A 26,608-nucleotide genomic window follows, 5' to 3' on the forward strand; every position below is an offset into this window, starting at 1 on the left:
CTATCAGCCGATAAAAAACGGAAAGTCATGATATTTAATCAAAAGCCGAAGCATACAAGTCCTCATTCAAGTCATGAAGAAGCTGTATACAGCTCTTTGCTTGAGCTATTTACTGAAGCAGGTATTGAGCTGACTATCACAAGAAAGCGAGTTAAAAATATTAACTTTAGGTTAAAGCCGCATCAGCTTTCGGTATCTGCACCGCACTATGTCAAAAATGTTGACATTATTCACTCATTAGCGCAGCGTGTGGACTGGGCTATTAATCAGCATGCGAAACTACTCAAGCGTCAGAAAATGAAGCAGGAAAAAGGATTGGCACCAGCAAACAATAATGCTAATCCGATAACGCCAGTGAAACTGTGGGGTAAGCCTAAAGGTCTGATTATGGGTGAGGATGAGCGGCTACGCTGGTATCGACATGAGCTTGATAACGTAATGCCCGCTTTGTTTAATAAGTGGCAACCTATCGTCGGTGCTTATGCCAATGAGATGCGCATTAAGAAGATGAAAACACGCTGGGGGAGCTGCAATACTCGAGCAAAGCGAGTCTGGTTGTCGGTCTATTTGCCTGCTTATCCGGTTGAATGCACTGAGTATGTGATTGTGCATGAGCTGTGTCATCTGCATCAAGCCAATCACAGTCCTGCTTTTTGGGCGCATGTGAAGCGGTCTATGCCAGAATATAAACGCTGGCATGATATGCTAGCGGGTAAGTCGGGAGATGTTGATTAGCTTTCATAGCTTTGCTCTTACATCTTAATGAGACAGCATTTCGATTTCGTGCTTTATATTATCACGTGCTTGTTGCTCATACTTATAATAAAAATCATCAGTAAAATACAACCGCTTTCTCTCTAAGAAGCTTTCAAGAACTGTCTTTCTACCCTTACTAAAATCATTATCATTCACATGGGCATATTCAAGCCGAACATACTCTGTGTAAGTATGGTAGTTAGACCAATCTATGCCCAAAATTGCTAAGTCCATATCTAAGAAATACTTAGCGTCTCTTTTAGAAACCTCTTTATGATTATCTTTATCTAACTGAGTGCCCACTCGATGTTTAGCCGTCATGATAATCAGCGATGCTACTTGGTCTATCAAGCTGATTGGTAATCGAGATTGTAAGGACTGCTTGAAATAGTCTGCACTTTTTTGTTCATTATCAGAACGAGTAGGGTCGTAGATGATGTCGTGATACCAAATAGCCAGTTCTACCGCATCAATGTTATTAATATTACTTTTATTAATATCTAAGTGATTTAGCAGTGACTCAATATGGGTCAGCGTATGATAATAACGGTGCTGCTCTGTATAGTGGTTTGATATCTCTTGCCACAGAGCTTGTATCCAAGTGTTTGACTTATCGTAGATTAAGGTGCGGTCACTCGACAGCGGTATTTCGAGCATCTTGAATTGAGCTACTTGTGATATTAAAGTGGCAAAACGATGCTCAAGTTTATTACGAGTCATATCGCTTGAATTGATCATCGCTTTTGCCACCTTATATTTATATCTATAGTCGTGTTTTAAAGCTATAAGCGCACAAGAAAGGAGAGTAAGCTGGCACTAATGATTCTGCTTATAATCTGCCTCTAGCGCACTTTTGAATATCTGGCCTAACAAGTTCACATCATCGACACGAGCATAATTTAAACGAGTCACAAATGCGATACGGCGATGTGGGCCTGCCTCAGACAAAGGAACAGAGATTACTTCATTATTTTGGCGATGTACTTGTTTTAATGCCATTTCAGGGATTAACGTTGTTCCCATACCAGCCAATGCCATTTGAATCAATGTGTTTAAGCTTGCATCTGAGAAGTTTGATTTGAATTCATCGCGGTCGAATGAGCAGACAGACAAGGCTTGATCTGTCAAACAGTGTCCTTCTCCTAGTAGCATCAGGTTGGCATCGCCTAGCTGATCGGCACTAATATTTTTAAGCTTAGCAAGAGGATTATCTTTTGGAAATATCGCAAAGAAATCCTCTTGCCAAAATTCAAAAGTATGCAGCCCATCGACAGCATAAGGTAGAGCAATAATAGCCGTATCAATATGACCATAGCGAACCTGCTCCAAAAGACGCTCAGTTTGCTGCTCAATAACAGTTAAGCGAAAATTGGGATATTGCACTTTTAATTCAGGCAGTATTTTGGGTAGTATATAAGGGGCAATGGTTGGAATCATACCGACTTTCATAGGGTATGCTAAGGGCGTTTGGTGGCTGTGCGCGCGCGTTGTTAAGTCATGTATTTCTGAGAACACACGCTGTGCACGGGTCAAAATCTCTTCACCAATAGGGGTAATCAATACCTGCTTATTATTACGTTCAAATATTTGTGTATCAAGCTGTTTTTCAAGCTCAGCGATACCTAAGCTGAGTGCTGACTGTGAAATATTGCACTCTTCAGCGGCACGTTTAAAGTGGCGGTGCTTGGCAACGGCGAGTGCAAACTCTAATTGTCTTAGTGTAATCATTTAAAATCTCTTATTGGTTTATTATTATTGTTAAAAGAGCTGAAATTGCTTAAAGGATATAAATCTCAATACGCTAAGCAGATTATAGCCGTAGTTCATAATCATAGCACGGCACATATAATGGCTAAGTCTTGAAAAGCAAGATAGTAGTGTCCATCTATAATTATAGAGCAGCTTGTTGGTTATGTGATTTTTAGTATTGTATTCGGTATGTACCCATTAGATTTTATGTTTTATAAAACAAAACATCAAGTTAAAAGGTTTAAACTATACTAAACATCTGCATTTGCTACAATCATAAATGTAGTTAGCCAGTACGCACCTTTTAATCTGATATCAATGATGATTACAAGCGGGTAATAGATAAATACTAAGATGTTTAATATAGTCGGTAGTGTTCAGGTTATGAAAAATAAATATGTAGCATTTATTGACTATAAAATTATGATAGGTTTAATGTTAATTAGTTATCATATTGGCGTATTAGGTTAAACTAGATTTAATAAGTAATAATAAAATTCACTTAAACCCACTTAAAAAGGAGCCGAAAAGATGGCATCTATTATTGATCAAGAAATCCCTGAGTTTTCAGCTGAAGCTTACGTTAATGGTGAGTTCAAAACTGTTACTTCTGACGATGTAAAAGGTAACTGGGCTATATTCATGTTCTATCCAGCAGACTTCACGTTTGTTTGCCCAACTGAACTTGAAGACATGGCAGCTCAGTATGAAGAGCTTAAAGGTCTAGGTGTAGAAGTATACTCAGTATCAACTGATACTCACTTCACTCACAAAGCATGGCATGATTCTTCAGAAGCGATCGGTAAAGTTCAGTTCCCAATGATTGGTGATCCAACGGGCCGTATCACTCGTGGCTTCAACGTCATGATCGAAGAATCTGGTCTTGCAGAGCGTGGTACGTTTGTTATAGATCCAGATGGTAAGATCCAAGTTGCTGAAATCCATGCTGGCGGTATCGGCCGTAGTGCAAAAGACTTAGTTCGTAAAGTGAAAGCTGCTCAGTACGTTCGTGAAAACGACGGTGAAGTATGTCCAGCTGCTTGGGAACAAGGTCAAGATACTCTTAAGCCAAGCTTAGATCTAGTAGGTAAAATCTAATTGAGCTTTATCTAATTTAACAGATAAATCGTTTTAGATTGAAAAGCCCCGCTATTAAGTTAGCGGGGCTTTTTTTGTTTCTCATTTTTTAACTTGAAGTAGAGCATAAGAGTTTAAACTTATACTTTTTTTGGATTTATATCCGCTATAGATCAACATCAACGGTATTAGAGTTGGTGCTGCTTTGATGAGTGATCTTCTTAGTATCGATTTCTTTAGATACCTCAAGCACTGTAGTCTGATTGGTTTTATCTAAGTATTTTTGAGCTTTATCAACCTCATGAGTGAGTGAGTCAACAGTGGTTTTCATACTATCTAGCGCTTTAACCTTATAGTCGCTTATCATATCCATGGTTTCATACACATTGTTAAAAGCGCTTTGTAGCTTATCAAGTTCGATAGTGCTATTGGAAGCCTGTTCATGAATTTCAGTCGATTGACGCTTCATCATCGCAGAGGTTGATTCAATCAGGCTGCTGGTCGTTTTGTTAAGCGCGCTGATTTGATCTAGTACCAGTTTTTGATTGGTCATGGCTTGAGCAACGACGACAGCTGTACGTAATGCAGAAACTGTGGTGGTGGTGGCACGATCGACACCTTTAATAAGCTCCAGATTGTTTTTGCGAATGGTATCTAAAGCCAAGTAACCTTGTACGTTAACCGCCAGCTGGGTTAAGAAGTCAGTATTTTTTTGACGCACATAAAACAGCATTTCTTCTTTGATAATACGGGCTTTTTCTGGGTCAGTCGCTTCAATCTCATAGACCTTTTGCTCTAATTGTTCATCAATATTTTTGCCTACATAAATGTATTGGCGCAACGACTGCATCAAGTTCCACATATTGACCTTCTCTTGCTCAATCATCGCATTGTCTTTGAGCAATTCGTCTTTACCATTATAAAGACTGGTTACAACAGCGTTAATATGTGACTGTGACGACTCATACTGGCGGAAGTAGTCTTGTACTTTGTTGCCCATAGGAATCAGTCCAAACAGTTTACGCGAGCTGGTCAACTGTTTTTTGCTTGGGTCTAAGTCCTCAACGATACCGCGAAGCTCAGTTAAAGACTTTGCGATAGGGGAGTTATCAAATAGACCTTTATCCAAGCTTTTAGCAGGTAACTCCAGCATGCGATTCGATACTTGAGCTGATTCACGGATCTCTTTATTACCCAAGTTGTGAATAGACTGTACGTTCTCTTTAAACTCGCTACTTTGTACGGGGTTAGTGAGAACATGATTAACAAAGGCATTTACCTTAGCGTCAAGCTCAGGTATCTGATTGGTATCAAGCTTAACCATCTGGTCCGCTTCACTAGTAGGAACTTCTTTAACGGGTTCAGGCGGTGTTAAGCTGATAGATGGGCTGCTGGCATTCTCTGGTGGTGTCAGTTCTTGCATAAAGTATCCTTATCAATGATTAAAGTAAAGTTGTTGCTAAATTGTAGGATTAATAGCCTCTTCTATGGAAGCTATCGTATTTTAATAATCGAGATAAACCTCTTAATAGGTATTTAAATTTGTTTTCTCAGTAAATTAGATGGTACAAGAAACTGCGCTTATATGGTATTAATTAAAAGTAAACAGACTTAACGGTAGCGTAAGCAACCTAAGTTTAGATTTAAGTTATCTTATTAACAGGGTTAAGACAGCGTGCAATACTGTAAATATCACACAATATTTTGCTTAAACAAAAAACCACCAATCTGCTACTGCAAATTGGTGGTGCTATTTTGTTAATTATCATACCAGTAGGGCATACCAAACGGTTATACCTTAGCAGTGGCGCAGACCTTATGAAAACCTATAGCTGAGTAATCAAATACGTTTACTTTTTACGTGTTGGGCCAAGTAGCATACCCATCTGACGGCCTTCCATTTTAGGATGCTGTTCGACATTTGATATCTCAGCGGTATCTTCAATGATACGCTCAAGCTGCTGACGACCAAGGTCTTGGTGAGCCATCTCACGCCCACGGAAACGAATCGTTACCTTAACCTTATCTTGATCTTCCAAGAAGCTGATAATTTTACGCAGTTTAACTTGGTAATCTGCTTCATCAGTACTTGGACGTAGCTTCATTTCTTTAAGCTGAGTTTGCTTCTGGTTTTTCTTAGCCTCTTTCGCCTTTTGTTTCTGGTCATACAAGTAACGCTTGTAGTCCATGATTTTACAAACAGGCGGTTTAGCGTCTGGTACCAATTCAACCAAATCTAGATTGTCATCACGAGCCGCTTTACGGGCAGTTTCAATATCAACAACACCCATCTGTTCGCCGTCTTCTTTGACTAGACGAACTTCTTTTTGCTGGATCTCTTCGTTGATGTTCAAACGGTTTGACTGTTTAATAGGTATTACTCCTCATCAGTTTTTGTTGTTAGTCGACCCTTTTGGTCAACTGCTTTTTTGACTAAATCAATAAAATCGGTCACAGACATGACGCCAAGGTTCTCGCCTTCACGAGTACGTACGTTTACTTGTCCTGACTCAACTTCTTTATCCCCTAATACTAGCATATAAGGGATACGTTCTAATGTTCTTTCTCGTATCTTAAATCCAATTTTTTCATTACGCAAGTCACTAATAGCACGTATGCCTGCATTTTTTAGCTCACTGACCACATTTTCGCAAGTAGGCGCTTGTTTATCAGTGATGTTCATGACCACAACTTGCTGCGGTGATAACCACACAGGCATCCAACCTGCATAATGCTCAATGAGCATACCAAGGAAGCGCTCAAACGAGCCTAAGATAGCGCGGTGCAACATGACAGGTGTGTCACGCTCGCCTTGCTCGTTAATGAACTCAGCTTTTAGGCGCGTTGGTAAGTTAAAATCAAGCTGTAACGTACCGCACTGCCAAACACGGCCAATAGAGTCACGAAGACTAAATTCAATTTTAGGACCATAAAAAGCGCCTTCTCCCTCTTGAAGCTCCCACTCAAGACCTGCATCATCAAGGGCTTCAGCAAGTGATTTTTCAGCGGCATCCCAAAGCTCATCAGCACCAACACGCTTTTCAGGACGAGTAGATAGCTTCATCTCGATGTTATCGAAACCAAAGTCTTTATAAACATCAAGTGTTAGTTTGATAAAGTCAGATGCCTCTTTACCAATTTGTTCATTGGTACAAAAGATATGCGCATCATCTTGAGTAAAGCCGCGAACACGCATGATGCCGTGTAAAGCGCCAGAAGGCTCATTACGGTGGCATGAGCCAAACTCAGCCAAACGTAATGGCAAGTCGCGGTAAGACTTTAGGCCCTGATTAAACACTTGCACGTGACAAGGGCAGTTCATAGGCTTAATGGCGTAATCACGGTTTTCACTGTGGGTAGTAAACATATTTTCAGCATAGTTATCCCAGTGACCTGATTTCTCCCAAAGTGCTCTATCAACAACTTGTGGCGTCTTAATCTCAAGATAACCATTATCTTGCTGAATTTTACGCATATACTGCTCAAGCACTTGATACATAGTCCAGCCATTTGGATGCCAGAACACCATGCCCGGTGCTTGCTCTTGTAAATGGAACAAATCTAAAGCACGACCAATCTTACGATGGTCACGTTTTTCAGCTTCTTCAATACGCTGGATATAGGCTTTAAGCTCTTTCTTATCTGCCCACGCCGTGCCATAGATACGCTGAAGCTGCTCATTTTTAGCATCACCGCGCCAGTAAGCACCGCTCATTTTCATCAATTTAAATACTTTCAAAAAGCGGGTATTGGGTACGTGTGGACCACGGCACATATCAACATATTCTTGATGGTGATATAAGCCTAGCTCTTTTTCCTCAGGCATATCTTCAATAAGCTTTAACTTATAATCTTCACCACGTTCTTCAAAGATTTTAATCGCTTCTTCACGTGGGGTCATTTTTTTGATGACATCATAATTTTGTTTAATCAGCTCAGCCATACGCTTTTCAATGGCGGCCATATCATCTGGTGTAAATGGCTTTTCACTATATATATCGTAATAAAAACCATCATCAATAACTGGACCGATGACCATTTTCACGTTTGGATACAACTGTTTAACCGCATGACCTAATAAATGCGCAGTCGAATGGCGGATAATATCCAACCCATCTTGCTCACGTGCGGTTACAATCTCAACCCTAGCGTCAGTCGTGATAGGATCACAAGCATCCACAAGCTTGCCATCCACACGTCCTGCAATTGTCGCTTTTGCAAGGCCTGGGCCAATACTTTCAGCGACCTGCATCACTGTTGTCGCACCGTCGAACTCTTTTACACTGCCATCAGGTAAAGTAATTGCAACCATAATCTCGAATCCAAATAATCTATAATGCAAATAAAGAAATGATCATAAAACACATATAATTGTGATGAAAACAATAAAGACAACCATTAAAACAAAAAAACCGACCTTAAAGCCAGTTTATAAGTCGTCATTTATCCTATTATAAACGATTTTTTATCCGTTTTTATAGCTATTCCTGCTTTTCGCTACTATCTACATAAGTGAATAACGCGATGGCTAACATTTGGCAAGTCTCTTGCTTCGCGAGCCTAGCCAAACTAAGCCATCGTACCTCATTCACTCATGCAGTATATCCGCTGCAATCAGGGCTAGCGGTGGCATCAGAGTTTTTTATATAGTGTCATCGTAGTTAAGGATCACAGGGCAACTATCGAGTCTTAGCTAATATGCCCTTTGATATAGATCCTATTTAATACTTATAATATATATAGCATGTGAAATAGCACATTAAATACTACATGATGCTTAATAGCTAAGCCAAATAGGAAGAAGTGAGAGGTAAGAAGTATAGGGCGATAGGATAGTGCACAATTAATAAAAGCCTAATAAAATTAAGTATAAATCAACCTATTGACCCTAACCTCTTGACCAGAGAAATAAACCCTATATACTAGCCACCTGTTAAGAGAAAAACCTAATTGGTACATCTAAAATTTGTATTAAAACAAAGGTTTAGCTGAGAGTGGGTGCGAGGTATTTTAGCAAGGTTAGATACAACAAACCAAAAATAAATCAATACATACCCTTGACAGCAGATACAAACCGCGTATAATACGCACCTCATCAGGACAACATGAACTAAGTCAGATAGACATAGAGAAAAATGTTTTGATAAAGAATAAAATAAAGCTTGACAGAATATATAATAATTTATATACTAGACGGCTCGCTACTAAAGCTTACAGCACTTCAAATTGAAGAGGCTAATAACTTTATAGCACAACTAGTCTTGGACGACAAGCTAGTCATTATTTAAAAGCTAGAACTAAAGAACAACTTGTGTGGATTTTTGCTGATTAAGAATGCTAAAAATGAAGTTGGGATTGTTTGTATCTATTAATAGGTATGGATAATGACTAACTATAAAAAATTATCATTTAATACAGCAGAAAAACTCGAAGTTAATTCATTATATGAAACATACGAAAAGCAATTTGCTAGTATTAAATGAGCCAAGATTAGTAATCTATCTTACTTTTAATTAAGTGAAAGGTTACAAGCAAGATTAAACTGAAGAGTTTGATCATGGCTCAGATTGAACGCTGGCGGCAGGCTTAACACATGCAAGTCGAGCGGAAACGATGATAGCTTGCTATCAGGCGTCGAGCGGCGGACGGGTGAGTAATACTTAGGAATCTGCCCAGTAGTGGGGGATAGCACGGGGAAACTCGTATTAATACCGCATACACCCTACGGGGAAAAGGGGGCGCTTGCGCTCTCGCTATTGGATGAGCCTAAGTCGGATTAGCTAGTTGGTGGGGTAAAGGCCTACCAAGGCGACGATCTGTAGCTGGTCTGAGAGGATGATCAGCCACACCGGGACTGAGACACGGCCCGGACTCCTACGGGAGGCAGCAGTGGGGAATATTGGACAATGGGGGCAACCCTGATCCAGCCATGCCGCGTGTGTGAAGAAGGCCTTTTGGTTGTAAAGCACTTTAAGCAGTGAAGAAGACCTTATGGTTAATACCCATAAGCGATGACATTAGCTGCAGAATAAGCACCGGCTAACTCTGTGCCAGCAGCCGCGGTAATACAGAGGGTGCAAGCGTTAATCGGAATTACTGGGCGTAAAGCGAGCGTAGGTGGCTTAATAAGTCAGATGTGAAATCCCCGGGCTTAACCTGGGAACTGCATCTGATACTGTTAGGCTAGAGTAGGTGAGAGGGAGGTAGAATTTCAGGTGTAGCGGTGAAATGCGTAGAGATCTGAAGGAATACCGATGGCGAAGGCAGCCTCCTGGCATCATACTGACACTGAGGTTCGAAAGCGTGGGTAGCAAACAGGATTAGATACCCTGGTAGTCCACGCCGTAAACGATGTCTACTAGTCGTTGGGGGACTTGATCCCTTAGTGACGCAGCTAACGCACTAAGTAGACCGCCTGGGGAGTACGGCCGCAAGGTTAAAACTCAAATGAATTGACGGGGGCCCGCACAAGCGGTGGAGCATGTGGTTTAATTCGATGCAACGCGAAGAACCTTACCTGGTCTTGACATATCTAGAATCTTGTAGAGATACGAGAGTGCCTTCGGGAATTAGAATACAGGTGCTGCATGGCTGTCGTCAGCTCGTGTCGTGAGATGTTGGGTTAAGTCCCGCAACGAGCGCAACCCTTTTCCTTAGTTACCAGCGGTTTGGCCGGGGACTCTAAGGATACTGCCAGTGACAAACTGGAGGAAGGCGGGGACGACGTCAAGTCATCATGGCCCTTACGACCAGGGCTACACACGTGCTACAATGGTAGGTACAGAGGGCAGCTACACAGCGATGTGATGCGAATCTCAAAAAGCCTATCGTAGTCCAGATTGGAGTCTGCAACTCGACTCCATGAAGTCGGAATCGCTAGTAATCGCGGATCAGAATGCCGCGGTGAATACGTTCCCGGGCCTTGTACACACCGCCCGTCACACCATGGGAGTTGATTGCACCAGAAGTGGGTAGCCTAACCTTTTAGGATGGCGCTCACCACGGTGTGGTCGATGACTGGGGTGAAGTCGTAACAAGGTAGCCGTAGGGGAACCTGCGGCTGGATCACCTCCTTATAAACGGCATTCGGTCAGCAAGAATTCACAACAAGTTGTTCTTTAGTTTTAGTAGATAAAAGCTTTCGAGGAAGCAAGACTTATAGAAATTTCCCTTAAAGGAAATTTCTCTTGCGCTCGGGATGAAGCAGTGCTTCATCTATATCCTCGCTCAGGGTCTGTAGCTCAGCTGGTTAGAGCACCGTGTTGATAACGCGGGGGTCATAAGTTCAAGTCTTATCAGACCCACCATATGAGATCTTGGAAAGTACAAGGCTTCTAGAAATTTCCCTTTAAGGAAATTTCTCTTGCGAAGCTAAAAAAGCGGTGCTTTTTTTACACGCTTCTCAGGGGCCATAGCTCAGTTGGTAGAGCGCCTGCCTTGCACGCAGGAGGTCAGGAGTTCGACTCTCCTTGGCTCCACCATTACTAGATGATTGCAAGAGACGTAACATATATAGTAAGAAGATAAAATAGAAGTAAGCAATCAGTAAAACGATTTCTTACTTCTGTTTTATACAGAAACAACATAACGATCTGATGAAGACGTTATTACTATTTAAAAACATAGATATGAGTTGTAATATTCGGATAAACGATGAATCATTCACTGAGCCATTGTTTATCCATTAATCAACCTTTTTAACGTCAATAGCTATTATAGTATTGCTGTTATCCCAAGAGGTTGGTTATAAAAAGTAATAAGAGAACTGAATCAAGCGTAAATTATCAAGGTGATATCGTTATAATTGCTGACAAAGACCCTTTGGGGTTGTATGGTCAAGTAATTAAGCGCACATGGTGGATGCCTTGGCAGTCAGAGGCGATGAAAGACGTGACAGCCTGCGATAAGCTTCGGGGAGGCGGCAATATCCTGTGATCCGGAGATTTCTGAATGGGGAAACCCATCTAGTGTAAACTAGATATACTAATTTATTAGTAAGCGAACGAGGGGAAGTGAAACATCTCAGTACCCTTAGGAAAAGACATCAAATGAGATTCCCCTAGTAGCGGCGAGCGAACGGGGAGGAGCCGACGGATTTTAGAATAGACGAACAGAGTGGGAAATCTGACCATAGTGGGTGATAGTCCCGTAGTCGAAATTCTAGATGAAGCATATTAAGTAGTGCGGGACACGAGAAATCCTGTATGAAGATGGGGGGACCATCCTCCAAGGCTAAATACTCCTGACTGACCGATAGTGAACCAGTACCGTGAGGGAAAGGCGAAAAGAACCCCTGTGAGGGGAGTGAAATAGAACCTGAAACCGTGTGCGTACAAGCAGTGGGAGCCTCCTTGTGGGGTGACCGCGTACCTTTTGTATAATGGGTCAGCGACTTATATTCTGTAGCGAGGTTAACCATTAGGGGAGCCGTAGGGAAACCGAGTCTTAATAGGGCGTTTAGTTGCGGGGTATAGACCCGAAACCGAGTGATCTATCCATGAGCAGGTTGAAAGTGCCGTAACAGGCACCGGAGGACCGAACCCACTGTCGTTGAAAAGCCAGGGGATGACTTGTGGATAGGGGTGAAAGGCTAATCAAACTCGGTGATAGCTGGTTCTCCCCGAAAGCTATTTAGGTAGCGCCTCGGACGAACACCATTGGGGGTAGAGCACTGTTTCGGCTAGGGGGTCATACCGACTTACCAAACCGATGCAAACTCCGAATACCGATGAGTGATATCCGGGAGACACACGGTGGGTGCTAACGTCCATCGTGGAGAGGGAAACAACCCAGACCGCCAGCTAAGGCCCCAAATTCCTAGTTAAGTGGGAAACGAAGTGGGAAGGCATAGACAGCTAGGAGGTTGGCTTAGAAGCAGCCATCCTTTAAAGAAAGCGTAATAGCTCACTAGTCGAGTCGGCCCGCGCGGAAGATGTAACGGGGCTCAAACTAGGAGCCGAAGCTGCGGATTTGAAAATTGTTTCAAGTGGTAGGGGAGCGTTGTGTAAGCCTGAGAAGGTGTGTTGTAAGGCATGCTGGAGGTATCACAAGAGCGAATGCTGACGTGAGTAACGATAATGGGTGTGAAAAGCATCCACGCCGGAAGATCAAGGGTTCCAGTCCAACGTTAATCGGGGCTGGGTGAGTCGACCCCTAAGGCGAGGCCGAAAGGCGTAGTCGATGGGAAATCGGTTAATATTCCGATACTTGTTTATGATGTGATGGAGGGACGGAGAAGGTTATACCGGCCTGGCGATGGTTGTCCAGGTGAAAGGATGTAGGCAGATGGCTTAGGTAAATCCGGGCTATTAATGCTGAGATCTGATAGCAAGCTGTACTTGTACAGCGAAGCGGTCTATACCATGCTTCCAGGAAAAGCTTCTAAACTTAGTCATAAACGAATCGTACCCTAAACCGACACAGGTGATCAGGTAGAGAATACCAAGGCGCTTGAGAGAACTCTGCTGAAGGAACTAGGCAAAATGGTACCGTAACTTCGGGAGAAGGTACGCTGCTGATGGTGAAGGACTTGCTCCGTAAGCTATTAGCAGTCGCAGATACCAGGCTGCTGCAACTGTTTATTAAAAACACAGCACTCTGCAAACACGAAAGTGGACGTATAGGGTGTGATGCCTGCCCGGTGCTGGAAGGTTAATTGATGGGGTAAGCCGTAAGGCGAAGCTCTTGATCGAAGCCCCAGTAAACGGCGGCCGTAACTATAACGGTCCTAAGGTAGCGAAATTCCTTGTCGGGTAAGTTCCGACCTGCACGAATGGCATAATGATGGCAGCGCTGTCTCCAGCAGAGACTCAGTGAAATCGAAATCGCAGTGAAGATGCTGTGTACCCGCGGCTAGACGGAAAGACCCCGTGAACCTTTACTACAGCTTTACATTGAACTTTGACCTGACTTGTGCAGGATAGGTGGGAGGCTTTGAAGCAGATACGCCAGTATTTGTGGAGCCAACCTTGAAATACCACCCTGGTCATGTTGAGGTTCTAACTCAGGTATAACAATACCGAGGACAATGTATGGTGGGTAGTTTGACTGGGGCGGTCTCCTCCTAAAGAGTAACGGAGGAGTACGAAGGTGCGCTCAGAACGGTCGGAAATCGTTCAAAGAGTATAAAGGCAAAAGCGCGCTTAACTGCGAGACCCACAAGTCGAGCAGGTACGAAAGTAGGTCTTAGTGATCCGGTGGTTCTGTATGGAAGGGCCATCGCTCAACGGATAAAAGGTACTCTGGGGATAACAGGCTGATACCGCCCAAGAGTTCATATCGACGGCGGTGTTTGGCACCTCGATGTCGGCTCATCTCATCCTAGGGCTGAAGCAGGTCCTAAGGGTATGGCTGTTCGCCATTTAAAGAGGTACGCGAGCTGGGTTTAGAACGTCGTGAGACAGTTCGGTCCCTATCTACCGTGGGCGTTGGAAATTTGAGAGGATCTGCTCCTAGTACGAGAGGACCAGAGTGGACGAACCGCTGGTGTTCGGGTTGTCATGCCAATGGCATTGCCCGGTAGCTACGTTCGGATTGGATAACCGCTGAAAGCATCTAAGCGGGAAGCCAACCTCAAGATTAGATTTCCCTTAAGAGTCGTTGTAGACTACAACGTTGATAGGCAGGGTGTGGAAGCGCAGTGATGTGTGTAGCTAACCTGTACTAATTGCTCGATCGGCTTGACCATACAACACCCAAGTGGTTTTAAAGTTGTACATCAGCCAATTATTTCGATATCACCTGATAATTACTTATATATTTGATTATTTATATCACTTATATACAGTGACTTGATTCAGGTTCAATACAACAACTCATATCTATACCCTCTTTGCTGACGACAATAGCACGATGGAACCACCTGATCCCTTCTCGAACTCAGAAGTGAAACATCGTTGCGCCAATGGTAGTGTGGGTCCGCCCATGTGAGAGTAGGTCATCGTCAGCTCCCTATACCCTAAAAGCCCCCTGTACTTATGTATAGGGGGCTTTTGTTTGGGTGGATGAAACTTGATTTACTATCTAATACCTATAGTCAAAGAAGTCTAAACTGGCTACAAGGCTAGTGAGTGCAAGTCGCAATTCATACGAGAGTAGGCTTAACCAGATTAACGCCGTAACCGTTTAGTAGTTCGCTGATTATATATGAGTTGTATTTATAATATCTCTATATAGGAATACTCCAACTATTGAAATAAAAAAATAGTTAACATATATATATAAATTATTTCTAGCTACATTAGCTTTTAAAATGAAAACTGAATGAGTGAATCTTATCGAAAAAGAACATTTTTTTAATATTATTAATATTTTATGCTGGTGGACTTATTAAATTTATTGTAATATCAATAGCATATAAGGAATTATACCGAAACGTATAATTCCTTTTTATGTTTAAGTATTAAGTTTTTACGTCAAAACGTCACTTAAACGTTTTTTAAATTTATTACTTATCAGTCTAATAATATGGTTTTTGATTACTTAATAACTCTTAAATTAGATTTTATAGAATCAATAACACCGCATTAATTCAAAGTTTAAGTATTAAAGAATAGAAAAGTGAATTTCTTTAATGAAAATTTTATCACTATAAAAAAATAATTATAAATTAATAAAAGGGCGAAATATGAAAACCTCTAAATCTTTCAAATTATCTACTCAAGGTAGGATTGCATGTACTGTTGGTATAGCATTGGCTTTACCGACGGTTTCTACGGTAGCGTTGGCAGATGGTATCAATGCAGTCGGACAAACTGAAACTACGCAACAGAACGGTGTCGATATAATCAATATTGCCACACCTTATGAAAATGGATTATCGCATAATCAATATAGAGATTTTAATGTTAGTGAAGCTGGGGCCGTATTTAATAATTCATTAAGTTCAGGCACATCTACTTTAGCAGGGCAGCTTGAAGCGAATGAAAATTTGACCAACGGAGCTGCTTCTATAATCTTGAATGAAGTCATATCTAAAAACCCTTCTTTAATTTTGGGTCAGCAAGAAGTCTTTGGTATTGCGGCAGATTATGTCTTAGCCAATCCAAATGGCATAACTTGTAATGGCTGTGGTTTCATTAATACCAATCGTGCATCTTTAGTAGTAGGAACACCAAACGTCAGTGAAGATAAGTTAAGTGGGTTCGAAGTTGGTAAACGTAGTAAGACCTTAACGGTGCTAGGTGATGTCGATGGCGATGAGCGTCTTGATTTATTGGCACCAAAGGTTGAAGTTAACGGTAATATTATTGCAAACGATTCAATCAATGTCTTATCAGGTCGTTACGTTGCAAATTATGACGACTTATCAATGGAATCTTTAAGCGGTTTTCAGCCTTTACTAGTGATGGATGGTAGCGTTGTTGGCAGTATGCAAGCTGGACGTATTCGATTACATAATAATGATGACCGAGGCATTCAAACCGTTCAAGCAGATTTGAATGCTACTGATAGTATTAGAGCGACGGCTGATAATTTAGAAATTGTCGATAGCAGTATTTATGCAGACTCTGTAGATTTGGTTGGTAATAAATATTTATCTATCGGTGGTGATGTGATAGCGGTTGCCGGTGAAGTTAATAAATCGGAGCAAAAATTGGATGCTAGAGTAACATTAACCAATACCAACTATACTGATACCGAGGTGTATCAAGGCTCTACTATTGATGCTAAAGCGATTAATTTGACGGGTGAAGAGGTTGAAATCAAAGGCAGTCAATTAACCGGTAATACTATTAATGCCAATGGTGACAACATAACCATTGAGGGTGTTATAACGACGAACACCACCGGTCAAACTGCGCGCCGTAGTAAAGGATTATGGTTCAATGAAAATGAAGTCATTGATACCGCTGAGCAACATCATGGCTCTAGTTTGATGGCTACTGACAATATTAATCTTGATGCCATATCAGACCTAAATATAAGTGGTACTGCAATTGAGCAACTTAATGAGGGTGACAGTACTTCTATCAGTCTGTCGGGGGGTGAAAATTTAAAACTAGTTTCAGGTATGCAGACTAGTGTAAGTAGTAATATCAACCGATATAAAAATGAAAGTTCAAGATTAAAAACTGGCGAAAATGGAATAACAACGACTTCGCAAATGCTTACAAATACTACAGTTAAAGGCGATGAAGTCTCGTTAAACAGTGGTGGTGCACAAGAATTGAAGGGTGTGGACATTAAAGCAGGCAATCTTGATTTAATCGCTGAAGACAACATAAATATTAGTCATAGCAATAAAAACTTTAGCCAAGAGAATAAAAATAGCTTCACGTATTGGGGCGGTCTTGAAGGTGGTGAAACTCATAATGACAATAGTACTCAAACCCAGATCGTTGGCTCAAGTATTGATGCAGATACTATAAATATCGACAGTCAAAAAGATGTCAATATTATTGGAAGTCGTGTTGCCACAACAACGACTGATAAAGCGAACGAGTTAACCATAACTGCTTCAGATATTATCAATATCGAAAATGGTATGACGACGACTACCAATTACAAAAAAGATAGAAAAGGTAAAGCGTTAAATATAACTGATGGTCAAACCATAACTGAACAAACTATTACTACTAGCACTTCTTCCGATGTATTTGGAGATAATGTCGCTATAGCGGGTAATACAGTTAATTTGATAGGCAGTAACCTTAGCGCGACTGATACCATTGATATTGATGCTAAATCAAACTTAAATACATCTATTGCTAATACAACGGATATTACTACCATTGAGCAAAAATTTTCTGTTGAGACCGAGTCATCATTTGATTTTGATGCGCCTAGTCCTGCTGCGGATAGTCTATTAAACGCAAGCTTTATAAATGAGGTTAATATAGATGCCAGCAGTAGCACAAAAGGTAAGACTATAATCACACAACAAGGTACAGGTAGCGTTGTAGGTAACACGTTGTCTGCCGATAACGTCAATCTAAAAGCGCAACTTGTGAATTTGCAAGGTAGTGATATTGATGCCGATAGCGCTATTGATATCGTAGCCGGCGATGTCAACATTGATGCTGGCGAAGCATTGGTAGCGACGAAGAGTACAACAACCAAAGCAGTTGGTCCTGAAGGCTATATTAAAGGTGGTCTTAGTGGTATCAAGATTGGTTTAGGTATCGGTATTGATCAAACCGTTGATTCTCACAGTGAATATGCGAGCGAGAACAGCACACTTAATGCCAATAATGTAACGATTAATGCCACAGGTCAACTTAGCAATAAGAGTACGGCTATTACGGCAGAAAATATCAGTTTATCAGGTGCAGACATTACTAACCAAGCGACGTATGATCGCGTTGTTGACAAAGACATTGTAGGTAGTGGTACAGGTTCTATTACTCTTGCCTCTGGCTTATTAAAAGTTATTGACGGTACGTTAGCAGTGTCTGGTAACGGCGCCGGTACAACCACTGAAATTAAAACCGCAACGCCAACTGTATTGAATGCAGTTGATACGATAGATATTAACGCTACTAACCAAGCTTTGGATATCGGCACACAAATGGACGCCGAATCTATCTTGATAAATGCCAATGACTATACTGGTAAAGCCGATTATGATTCATCAGTGACGACGACCCATTTTGGTATGGGTGAGCTTGACTTTGGTGCAGGCAGCGCTACTCTAGCCGATGTTAACTTAAACATTGGCACACAAGGTTCGTATCAATATCAACAAATTGGTGATGCTACCACGGTTAAAGGTAGCTTAAACGCTCAAACGGTAGATATCAGTGCGACTAATGACGCTAGTGTGGCTCAGGATGTACAAGCGACAAGCTATAGCATTAATGCAGGTAACACCGCACAAATTACTCAAGATAGCGATAGAAATTGGCAAACAGCAGGTGGCTTTAATCTAGGCGGCGGTACTGGATTTACAATTGTACCTGCGACGGGTGGTGCGATTAGTGTGCCATCTATTGATGTCGAGGCTGGGTTTAATGTTATAAAAGCTGAGGATAATAAGGCGCAAGTTGCCAACGTAAACGTAGGTGAGTTACAATTAACTTCTGATAACATAGCGCAGATTAATGGTGCGAATGTTAATGCAACTACCGTAACCGTTGATGGCGCTGAAGCGAACATCTTAGTAGGTCAAGACACTTCTACGAATACAGAGGTTGCAATTGGCGGTGATACTGCATTTAATTTAGACGTTACAGAAGCAGTCACAACAGGCGAGCTTCTTGGTTTAGGCGGTGCTATAAATATTGCGCATGAAAAGTCGAATACCGCGCATGGTGCGACTATCAATACTGACACTGTGAATGTAAATGCTTCAAGTTCGGATTCAGTATTAACCATAGGAGGTGCTAATATTGATGCGCGGTCTGTTAACTTAAGTGGTAGAGGGGGCGTAGACATTATAGCTTCTGAGTCTAAAACTGAAATGGGGCGTTTTGCTATTGGTGGTAGCCTGCCTACTGGTGCTTCAGCAGTGACTGACACTACCTTCGCTATTAAAGCTGACAATAGTAGCGCTTACACACTGGGTAATTTAAACGCTGGGCAACTGTCTATCGATAGCGGTGAGGCGGTAAACTTGCAAGGTAATGTAAATGTCGCACAATTAGACGTTAACGCTCAAGGCGATTTTAACGTTAGCTCTGCTCAAGATGCTGTGCGTAAAGTCAATATAGACCTAGCCATGCCCTTAAATGAGTTACCTATTAAAATTGATTTTGAAGACATAGACCCTGTTGATTTCAAGTCGGCATTTTCTACTTTTGATTTTCAACAATTACTAGGTGCTTTTAATACGGGTGCGGCAGATAATGTGGAAAATGACGCTGAGTTGGATAACGTTGATGTCACAGCTTTAGTAAAAAGTGTCGGTCATTTTTTACCTGAGAATGTAGCAGATGGTAGCTTTGTTACTATCAATGCTAACGGGAAAATTAGCTTGGGTGTAGATAGTCAACGTGTCACGCAGCATGCTAATATAGAAGCACAGCGTTTCAATGCTAACCTTTCAACTGACAATATTAATGTCAATGCAGCCACATTTACGTCGGATGTTAGTGAATTAAATGGCGCGCAAATAAGCCAAAGCAATAATGATGATTATGTACACACGTTTAATACAGTAGTTAATCTAGAAGCGTTAGATGCGCCTTATATTATCTCCAACTTAATATCAGGTGAAGGTCTAGATAAACTTATAGAAGTTGATTATGAGTGGGATGATACTGATGGCGAAGATACACAAGCCAAGGTCTCACTATAATTATCATACTTAGTAAAACTTAGGTTAGTTGAACGTTTTACTTTATGTCGTTACTTGATTATTAAAGCCTGTATCTTAAGCATACAGGCTTTAATGTTTTTAAATTATTAATAATAAGATTGAATTTTATCGATCATGCGTACATAATTTGCTGTTAAATGAGTTGACATATATCATTTTAGTTGTTACTTTCAATGCATACATGTTTACTGACTTAGGTTGCTCATCCTTTTATTAATAGTTAGTAAATATATTGATAATTAGTAAATAGCTTCTTGCTTATTTACCTATTGAATTTGACCTATCTAAGTAATCGCCTTGCAACTCTATCTACCTATTAAGGATCAATAGGTTTTTTAACATATCAAAGGAATTGATAATGAAACTTCATACCACTCTTTCTGCGGCTATACTCGTCGCGTTTGGCCTTGTCGGCTGTTCAAACCAATCCGCTAATGACACACCTGAAACCACTGAAGATGTGACGACTACGGAAGCATCATCTCAAGAAGTAACTACCCTAAGGTTTTCACACTTTTGGCCTGCAACGTCTTCTTTTAGCAAAGAGGTGTTAGAGCCTTGGGCTGAAAAAATTGAACAAGACTCAAATGGAAGACTCAAAGTTGAGTTATATCCATCTGCCTCTTTAAGTAAGCCCCAGGTCACCTACGAGGCTGCAGTAAAAGGTACTGTAGATATCGGATCTCAAGCGCATGGTTATACCAATGGACGCTTCCCGCTAACACAGATTGCCGAGCTGCCAGGGTTATCAAGCTCTGCTACACAAATGGGCTGTATACTCCAAACTTTATATGAAAATGGAACTATTGCAGGCGAATATGAAGATTCTCACATCCTATTTATGTACGGTGCAGGACCTGGGGCATTACATACTTCAGACAAGCTCATTGAAACGCCTGATGATATGAAGGGCATGCGCATACGTCGTCCATCAGCAGTGGCTGGTGATATTATCGAAAGTATGGGCGCATCCCCTGTTGGCCTTCCTGCTAATGATATCTATACCTCACTACAACGTGGTGTCGTTGATGGATTAAGCTTTCCTTGGGAAGCTGTCACAACCTTTAAGATTGATGAAGTTACTAAATATCATACCAACATTCCTTTTTATAGCTCAGGCTTAATGGTTGCTATGAATAAAGATAATTATAATAGTTTACCGGATGATCTTAAAAAAGTTTTAGACGATAATTCTGGGATGGCGCTTGCTAAGAAAGTCGGTGAAGTCTTTGACAAACATGATCTAAAAGCACTACAAAATGCCAAAGACTTAGGTCATGAAGTAATTGAAATACCTAATCCACTAAATGACCCAAATTGGAAAGGTCCGTTAGAAGAGGGAACCAAAAAGTATCTGTCCGACGTCAATGATTTAGGACTAGATGCAGATGGGGTATATGAAGCTGCGAAAGCTGCAAGCCAATCTTGTGAAGGTTAATGACTGTTAGTAGGTATAATTTATGTCAATGTTTGCTAGCATTAATAATCTGTTTAAAAAGATTTGTGAATTTATAGGTGGCATCAGTTTAATAGTCATTGTTCTAGTCACTATTGCGGATGTCATTACACGCTATGTCTTTAAACTGACTGGCGGAGATTTTGGATTTACTATTAAAGGAACGGTTGAAATAGTTTCTTATATGATGCTGTTCGCTTTACTTGCCGCGTTTGCCGCCTATGTAGAAAGATCTCAAGTTATTGTAGATGTATTTACTCAAGGTATTTCACAAAAATGGAAAGGGTACCTAATGGGCATTTTCATGGTGGGATATTTTGCATTAGGCGTGGTCTTTGTCTTCGGTCTTTATGAAAGCGCAATGGATGCCGCTGAATTCGGTAAAGTTACTCAAGACTTACGTATTTCTATGACCCCGATTTATTTAATAAGCTCATTTTTAAGTGCATTATTGGCTTATAGAGCTTTATATGAATCAATTAATATTTTCAGGACAGGTGAGTTCTATGACGCTGAGGAGACAGGTGCATGAGTCCTGAAATTATCGGATCGATTGGCTTAGTAGCCATGATACTGTTTGTATGTTTTAGAGTTCCAGTAGCATTAGCAATGTTAGGGGTAGGTTTGGTAGGCTTTGGCGCTATCACGAGTCCTGGTAGCGCACTACAGATGTTAAAAGATATTCCAACCGCAGTTTTAGCAAAATATGATTTTAGCGCCATACCTTTATTTATTCTAATGGGTGTATTTGCTGCTCATTCGGGTATGGCTGGAAAGCTATTTGATGCCACCCGAACGATATTTGGCGGTGTCAGAGGTAGTCTTGGTATTGCAGGTATTGGCTCTTCTGGTATCTTCGCTTCTATCTCGGGATCTTCTTTGGCAACCGCATCGACTATGACCCGTGTTGCCTTACCAGAAATGGAAAAATACGGATACCAACCTGGTTTTGCATGTGGCATTTTAGCAGCCGGCGGTACTTTAGGTATTATGATTCCGCCTAGTATTGCACTGCTTGTGTATGCGATTCTTACTGAGCAGTCTGTAGGCGATATGTTCATTGCAGGCTTTTTACCTGGCATATTGGGTATGGTCATGTATTCCATCACTGTGATGATAATGGTGCGGTGGAAGCCGCATTTAGCCGAGCGTGGCGAGAGAACCTCATGGAAGGATAAAGTATTATCCTTAACAGGTCTTATTCCTTTTGGCTTCATATTCGTCATAATTATTGCAGGTATATTCTTTGGGCTATTTACACCAACGGAAGGTGCAGCAGTAGGCGCATTTGCTTCTTGGTTATATGCGGCGTTTAAAGGCATGCGCTTTAAGGGCCTTAAACAGTCTTTAATAGAAACGTTAGCGTTATCCGCCGTGGTATTCTTTATGCTATTAGGTGCTGAAGCGTTAGGCCTGTTTATTAATGTGTCAAGGATTGCGAATTCTTTGGCAGAATGGATAGGCGGCCTTGCGGTAAGTCCTCTTGTGGTATTAATCAGTATCTTAGTGATGTACTTTTTGCTAGGGTTATTTATGGATGCCTTGGCAATGTTGGTTATTACGATTCCTGTCGTATTCCCAATCATTGTAGCTTTAGGCTATGACCCAGTATGGTTTGGTATTATTGCGGTATTGACTGTTGAGCTTGGTTTGATCACGCCACCGATGGGCATGAACATTTTTGTTATTAAAGCTATGGCGCCACATATTAAACTCTCTGATATGTTTAGGGGCGTAGCACCTTTCATTGTCTCAGATGTTGTTAGGCTAGTGATATTGGTCGCATTCCCATCGATCGCCTTGGTATTTTTATCTTAATAATATAAACCGTTTTTAAAGTATAATATTTTAGACTTAGAGGCCATACTGGTAACCTAACAGTATGGCTTTTTTGATGGTTTAGAATTTAGTACTTAAACTAATTGCTAGTATTTGTCTTTTAGTAGGATTGCCACCATATAATAAAAGGCTTTTGTTTACAGTTTAAATTAAGACAACAACTCTCATAATATTTTGTAAAATATATAGCGTAAACTGACTGCTGAATACTTGTTTCCACCCTTTTATCTATTATAAGTTAATTAGCTTAGTTGTAAGGAAGTCTATGCCCATAGATTTATCAAAGACACTTATAATCGCAATCTCTGCAACCGCATTGTATGACCTGAGTGAATCCGAGGCATATAGAGAAGAATTAATAAAACAAGATCCTCAAAATGCCATTCGCTTGTTTAGAGAATATATGTACGAACGCGAGCATGAGGATTTGGACATAGGGGTAGGGTTCCCATTAATTCAAGCGATTTTAAACCTTAATAAATATAATGCTAGCAATAATGTTAATAGTAGTTTAGGCCATAATTTAAATAGTAGTTTAGATGGCTATAAAGCAGACCCCTATGAAAACAAATCGCCTTTAGTAGAAGTTGTCATTGTTTCAAAGAGCTGCCCTGAAACAGGTATCCGAGTTTTAAATGCCATCCGCAATAGAGGGCTTTCTATTACGCGCTCGGCTTTTATTTCTGGAGGCAGCGTAGCTGATTATGTGGCCGATTTCGATGTGGATTTGTTTTTAACCACCAATCGTGAAGATGCACAGAGTATTGCAGATAGGCGTATTTGCGCTTGTGCAATACTAGATGCAACGCCAGTTAATACTTATAAATTAGATATAGATCAGTTGCGTATAGCTTTTGATGGGGATGCGGTTTTATTTGATGATTCTGGTGAGCTACTCTATAAACAGTACGGTTTGAAAGCGTTTCATGATAGAGAAGCTGAGATGATAGATCTACCGATTGAGAAAGGGCCGTATGCTGACTTATTAATTAAGCTCTCCTTATTGCAGCGGCGTTTGCCTTATTTAAAAACTAAAAAGCCAGTTCAAATCGCATTAGTAACAGCTAGGAATGCGCCAGCAGATTTACGTGCAATTAAAACTTTACGTGAATGGGGCGTAAATGTTGATATGGCATTTTTCTTGGGAGGACTTGAGAAAACAGCTGTATTAAAAACATTTGCACCCCATATATTCTTCGATGATTCTATTAAGCATATTGAGGCCGCAAGAGGGTTTGTACCTTCAGCACTGGTACCTTATCATTCATCATCACCGCTAAATGAGTACACATGGCGGCTCAAGAACAAAGATAAATCTAGAAATCTAGAAACCTAGAGTAGTATAAGCTAGCTATTTAAGCACTTAATTAAGTACTTATTTACTTACTTAATCTTAAGCCAATCTTAGGTACGCACTGCATGGGTATCGCTATAATATAAGTATTAGAAAACTCTGAAAATATATATGATTGAATATTGGTATTAAAGTTATGAATGTAAAAGATATAACACGCGTTGTTCAGCATCGTATTGGCCAAGTTTTTGGTCTATATATGATTATATTTTTGCCAATGTGGATCATGTATATATTAAATAATACGGTATTGTTTAACCTTTGGAATGCATTCGGGATTATTCCTCGCTCTCTAAGTCTTAATAGTATGATTGGGGTTATTGCATCATGGACCATGCACGGCAATTTTGCTCATATCATCGGCAATACTATTATACTTGCGCAGATACTGTTTTTATTCGGACTGTTTGAGCGCAATGCATATCGAACAATTATCAAATTAATTATAGGCTCTGGCTTCATGACGTGGGGTTTAGGCTCTCCGTTCTCAATTCATATAGGAGCTTCAGGTCTGGTCTTCGCTATGCTAGGTTATATGATAGGCGGGGCAATCTTTGCAAAAAGGTGGGGCTATCTTTTAGCTTGTTTGCTTATGGGGGCAAGCTACTGGCTAGTGTTAAAACAGGGGCTTATGCCACAAACAGGTATTTCATTTGCGGCTCACTTTGGCGGATTGTGTATTGGGTTACTGATTGGTGCGAACTCAAAACATTATTATATTAACTAAATATAATTTTGATAAGGGTTCGCATTAAGTATATCAGGCAATCACATGAAAAATTTGTTAAACTAGCACTTACATATACCCTGTATGACTACAATTCGTAAAGTAGGCTATACAAGGCTTTTTTAGTTTGTAGGGAGTAGATGCATGGCAGAACGTTCAGCCAAGCAGTTAGGATTAAGTAAAGTAGATTTACCAAATTCAATTATAGAAGTGATATCTACGCTTAACCAAGGTGGTTTTGATGCGTATATTGTGGGTGGTGGGGTACGAGATACACTTCTTGGCCTCAATCCTAAGGACTTTGACGCAGTAACAGATGCAAGACCGCATGAAGTTAAAGATATTTTTGGCAAGCGTTGTCGTATCATTGGTCGTCGTTTTCAGTTAGCTCATGTATATTCTGGGCGAGATATGATTGAAGTGGCAACATTTAGGGCGCCGCCAAATGGTGATGCACACACCACAAGTGATGGAATGATTGTGCGCGATAATGTTTGGGGCGATATTAAGCAAGATTTTGAACGTCGCGATTTTTCAATTAATGCCATGTACTATCAGCCTATTAAAGGTGTGGTACACGATTTTTGTAATGCCTATGAAGATATAAAAAGCAAAACACTACGACTTTTAGGTCATGCCCCGCTACGTATTGAAGAGGATCCTGTACGGTTATTGAGAGCATTAAGATTTAAAGCAAAGCTTGGGTTTGACTTTGATAAAGAGCTATCTGAACAGTTTCACGATAACAACTGGTCTTTATTAGATCAAGTGTCACCGCATCGGCTATATGATGAGTCACAAAAGATGTTCACCGGCGGATACTTGGTGCCATTATTACCGTTGTTATTTGAGTATGGCGCTATTCGACATTTAATCATCTATCCACCTGAAGCCCCTAGCGCTTTGGTTAACCAAGTAGCGATTAATACAGACAAACGTATCGCTCAAGGCAAAAGTATTAACCCTGCCTTCTTTTATGCAGCGCTACTTTGGGACAATTATCTTTATCAATTGGCAAAATTTAAGAAAAAAAATATGCCATTTCATGATGCACAGTTGCAAGCTGCTAGCAAAGTGATTGAACGTCAACGCATCAAAACTGCCATACCAAAATTTGCAGAGCAATTCATACGTGATATTTGGATGATGCAGCCAAAGCTTGCCAATCCGCGAGTTAAGCAAATTACACAATTGGCAGAACACGCTCGTTTTCGTGCAGCTTATGATTTCTTGTTGTTACGTGAACAATGTGGAGATGATTTAAATCCACTTTCAGAATCCACCAATGATATGGGTGAGTGGTGGCAAACGTATCAGACATTATCTGAAAAACAAAAGCAGCAAGCTATTGATGATTTCGCTAATGATAGTCGCCGCGGTGCAAGTAAATCT

The 26,608-nt window shown here is 40.8% G+C and carries 14 protein-coding genes, 2 tRNA genes, 3 rRNA genes and 1 pseudogene; 15 read left to right on the top strand and 5 right to left on the bottom strand.

The window, feature by feature from the left end; all coding sequences use genetic code 11:
- Window positions 1–27: 27 nt before the first annotated feature.
- Window positions 28–735 carry a M48 family metallopeptidase gene (locus AC21OH_RS12415; RefSeq protein ID WP_487371392.1) on the top strand — a complete coding sequence of 236 codons (708 nt, stop codon included), beginning with the start codon at window positions 28–30 and terminating at the stop codon, window positions 733–735.
- 24 nt (window positions 736–759) lie between these two features.
- On the opposite strand, the gene AC21OH_RS12420 is transcribed toward AC21OH_RS12415, so the two are convergent.
- Complete coding sequence (locus AC21OH_RS12420; RefSeq protein WP_487371391.1) at window positions 760–1,494, bottom strand: HD domain-containing protein; 735 nt, start codon at window positions 1,492–1,494, stop codon at window positions 760–762.
- A 78-nt stretch (window positions 1,495–1,572) separates the two neighbouring features.
- Window positions 1,573–2,484, bottom strand: coding sequence for a hydrogen peroxide-inducible genes activator (locus AC21OH_RS12425; RefSeq protein ID WP_487371390.1), 912 nt, complete (start codon window positions 2,482–2,484; stop codon window positions 1,573–1,575).
- 552 nt (window positions 2,485–3,036) lie between these two features.
- Here AC21OH_RS12425 and ahpC point away from each other — a divergent pair.
- Window positions 3,037–3,603, top strand: coding sequence for an alkyl hydroperoxide reductase subunit C (gene ahpC, locus AC21OH_RS12430; protein WP_486536644.1), 567 nt, complete (start codon window positions 3,037–3,039; stop codon window positions 3,601–3,603).
- 145 nt (window positions 3,604–3,748) lie between these two features.
- Here the strand turns inward: ahpC and AC21OH_RS12435 are convergent, their stop codons facing one another.
- From AC21OH_RS12435 to thrS, 3 genes are all read right to left on the bottom strand, one after another.
- On the bottom strand, window positions 3,749–5,005 hold the full coding sequence (locus AC21OH_RS12435) for a toxic anion resistance protein (RefSeq protein WP_487371389.1): 1,257 nt from the start codon (window positions 5,003–5,005) through the stop codon (window positions 3,749–3,751).
- Between the two features lie 427 nt (window positions 5,006–5,432).
- A complete protein-coding gene (gene infC, locus AC21OH_RS12440) occupies window positions 5,433–5,936 on the bottom strand; it encodes a translation initiation factor IF-3 (RefSeq protein ID WP_007395847.1) in 504 nt (167 codons plus the stop codon).
- 23 nt (window positions 5,937–5,959) lie between these two features.
- The gene (thrS, locus tag AC21OH_RS12445) at window positions 5,960–7,894 is read right to left on the bottom strand and encodes a threonine--tRNA ligase (RefSeq protein ID WP_487371388.1); all 1,935 of its coding nucleotides are present in this window, start codon (window positions 7,892–7,894) and stop codon (window positions 5,960–5,962) included.
- Between the two features lie 212 nt (window positions 7,895–8,106).
- Between thrS and AC21OH_RS12450 the strand changes: the two genes are divergently transcribed.
- From AC21OH_RS12450 to pcnB, 13 genes and pseudogenes are all read left to right on the top strand, one after another.
- The gene (locus tag AC21OH_RS12450) at window positions 8,107–8,232 is read left to right on the top strand and encodes a hypothetical protein (RefSeq protein WP_487371387.1); all 126 of its coding nucleotides are present in this window, start codon (window positions 8,107–8,109) and stop codon (window positions 8,230–8,232) included.
- A gap of 889 nt (window positions 8,233–9,121) precedes the next feature.
- A 16S ribosomal RNA gene (locus AC21OH_RS12455) occupies window positions 9,122–10,658 on the top strand.
- Window positions 10,659–10,812: 154 nt separating this feature from the next.
- Window positions 10,813–10,889 (top strand) — tRNA-Ile (locus AC21OH_RS12460).
- A gap of 98 nt (window positions 10,890–10,987) precedes the next feature.
- A tRNA-Ala gene (locus tag AC21OH_RS12465) sits at window positions 10,988–11,063 on the top strand.
- 352 nt (window positions 11,064–11,415) lie between these two features.
- Window positions 11,416–14,269, top strand: a 23S ribosomal RNA gene (locus tag AC21OH_RS12470).
- 146 nt (window positions 14,270–14,415) lie between these two features.
- Window positions 14,416–14,530: ribosomal RNA gene (gene rrf, locus AC21OH_RS12475) — 5S ribosomal RNA — on the top strand.
- The 16S, 23S and 5S rRNA genes sit together here with 2 tRNA genes alongside, the layout of an rRNA operon.
- Window positions 14,531–15,208: 678 nt before the next feature.
- Window positions 15,209–19,819 (top strand): two-partner secretion domain-containing protein, encoded by a 4,611-nt coding sequence (locus AC21OH_RS12480; protein WP_487370543.1) that lies wholly within the window; start codon window positions 15,209–15,211, stop codon window positions 19,817–19,819.
- 379 nt (window positions 19,820–20,198) lie between these two features.
- Window positions 20,199–21,278 (top strand): TRAP transporter substrate-binding protein, encoded by a 1,080-nt coding sequence (locus AC21OH_RS12485; RefSeq protein WP_487370544.1) that lies wholly within the window; start codon window positions 20,199–20,201, stop codon window positions 21,276–21,278.
- Window positions 21,279–21,300: 22 nt separating this feature from the next.
- Window positions 21,301–21,828 (top strand): TRAP transporter small permease, encoded by a 528-nt coding sequence (locus AC21OH_RS12490; protein ID WP_487370545.1) that lies wholly within the window; start codon window positions 21,301–21,303, stop codon window positions 21,826–21,828.
- The gene (locus AC21OH_RS12495; protein ID WP_486534804.1) at window positions 21,825–23,114 is read left to right on the top strand and encodes a TRAP transporter large permease; all 1,290 of its coding nucleotides are present in this window, start codon (window positions 21,825–21,827) and stop codon (window positions 23,112–23,114) included. The genes AC21OH_RS12490 and AC21OH_RS12495 overlap by 4 nt, the downstream gene beginning before the upstream one ends.
- Before the next feature lie 286 nt (window positions 23,115–23,400).
- Window positions 23,401–24,471 carry a 5'-nucleotidase gene (locus tag AC21OH_RS12500; protein WP_487370546.1) on the top strand — a complete coding sequence of 357 codons (1,071 nt, stop codon included), beginning with the start codon at window positions 23,401–23,403 and terminating at the stop codon, window positions 24,469–24,471.
- A gap of 154 nt (window positions 24,472–24,625) precedes the next feature.
- Window positions 24,626–25,216 carry a rhomboid family intramembrane serine protease gene (locus AC21OH_RS12505; RefSeq protein ID WP_486534802.1) on the top strand — a complete coding sequence of 197 codons (591 nt, stop codon included), beginning with the start codon at window positions 24,626–24,628 and terminating at the stop codon, window positions 25,214–25,216.
- Between the two features lie 144 nt (window positions 25,217–25,360).
- A pseudogene (pcnB, locus tag AC21OH_RS12510) lies at window positions 25,361–26,587 on the top strand (polynucleotide adenylyltransferase PcnB); the annotation flags it as partial.
- Between the last annotated feature and the right edge of the window lie 21 nt (window positions 26,588–26,608).

This window comes from Psychrobacter sp. CX10 (assembly GCF_057621575.2).

What these genes read in the sequence shown, in the direction of transcription:
- AC21OH_RS12425 (WP_487371390.1), bottom strand. Translation starts at nt 2,484, where the DNA reads ATGATTACACTAAGACAATTAGAGTTTGCACTCGCCGTTGCCAAGCAC.
- AC21OH_RS12495 (WP_486534804.1), top strand. Translation starts at nt 21,825, where the DNA reads ATGAGTCCTGAAATTATCGGATCGATTGGCTTAGTAGCCATGATACTG.
- AC21OH_RS12485 (WP_487370544.1), top strand. Translation starts at nt 20,199, where the DNA reads ATGAAACTTCATACCACTCTTTCTGCGGCTATACTCGTCGCGTTTGGC.
- thrS (WP_487371388.1), bottom strand. Translation starts at nt 7,894, where the DNA reads ATGGTTGCAATTACTTTACCTGATGGCAGTGTAAAAGAGTTCGACGGT.
- AC21OH_RS12505 (WP_486534802.1), top strand. Translation starts at nt 24,626, where the DNA reads ATGAATGTAAAAGATATAACACGCGTTGTTCAGCATCGTATTGGCCAA.
- AC21OH_RS12415 (WP_487371392.1), top strand. Translation starts at nt 28, where the DNA reads ATGATATTTAATCAAAAGCCGAAGCATACAAGTCCTCATTCAAGTCAT.
- AC21OH_RS12420 (WP_487371391.1), bottom strand. Translation starts at nt 1,494, where the DNA reads ATGATCAATTCAAGCGATATGACTCGTAATAAACTTGAGCATCGTTTT.
- AC21OH_RS12450 (WP_487371387.1), top strand. Translation starts at nt 8,107, where the DNA reads ATGGCTAACATTTGGCAAGTCTCTTGCTTCGCGAGCCTAGCCAAACTA.
- AC21OH_RS12435 (WP_487371389.1), bottom strand. Translation starts at nt 5,005, where the DNA reads ATGCAAGAACTGACACCACCAGAGAATGCCAGCAGCCCATCTATCAGC.
- ahpC (WP_486536644.1), top strand. Translation starts at nt 3,037, where the DNA reads ATGGCATCTATTATTGATCAAGAAATCCCTGAGTTTTCAGCTGAAGCT.
- AC21OH_RS12500 (WP_487370546.1), top strand. Translation starts at nt 23,401, where the DNA reads ATGCCCATAGATTTATCAAAGACACTTATAATCGCAATCTCTGCAACC.
- AC21OH_RS12490 (WP_487370545.1), top strand. Translation starts at nt 21,301, where the DNA reads ATGTCAATGTTTGCTAGCATTAATAATCTGTTTAAAAAGATTTGTGAA.
- AC21OH_RS12480 (WP_487370543.1), top strand. Translation starts at nt 15,209, where the DNA reads ATGAAAACCTCTAAATCTTTCAAATTATCTACTCAAGGTAGGATTGCA.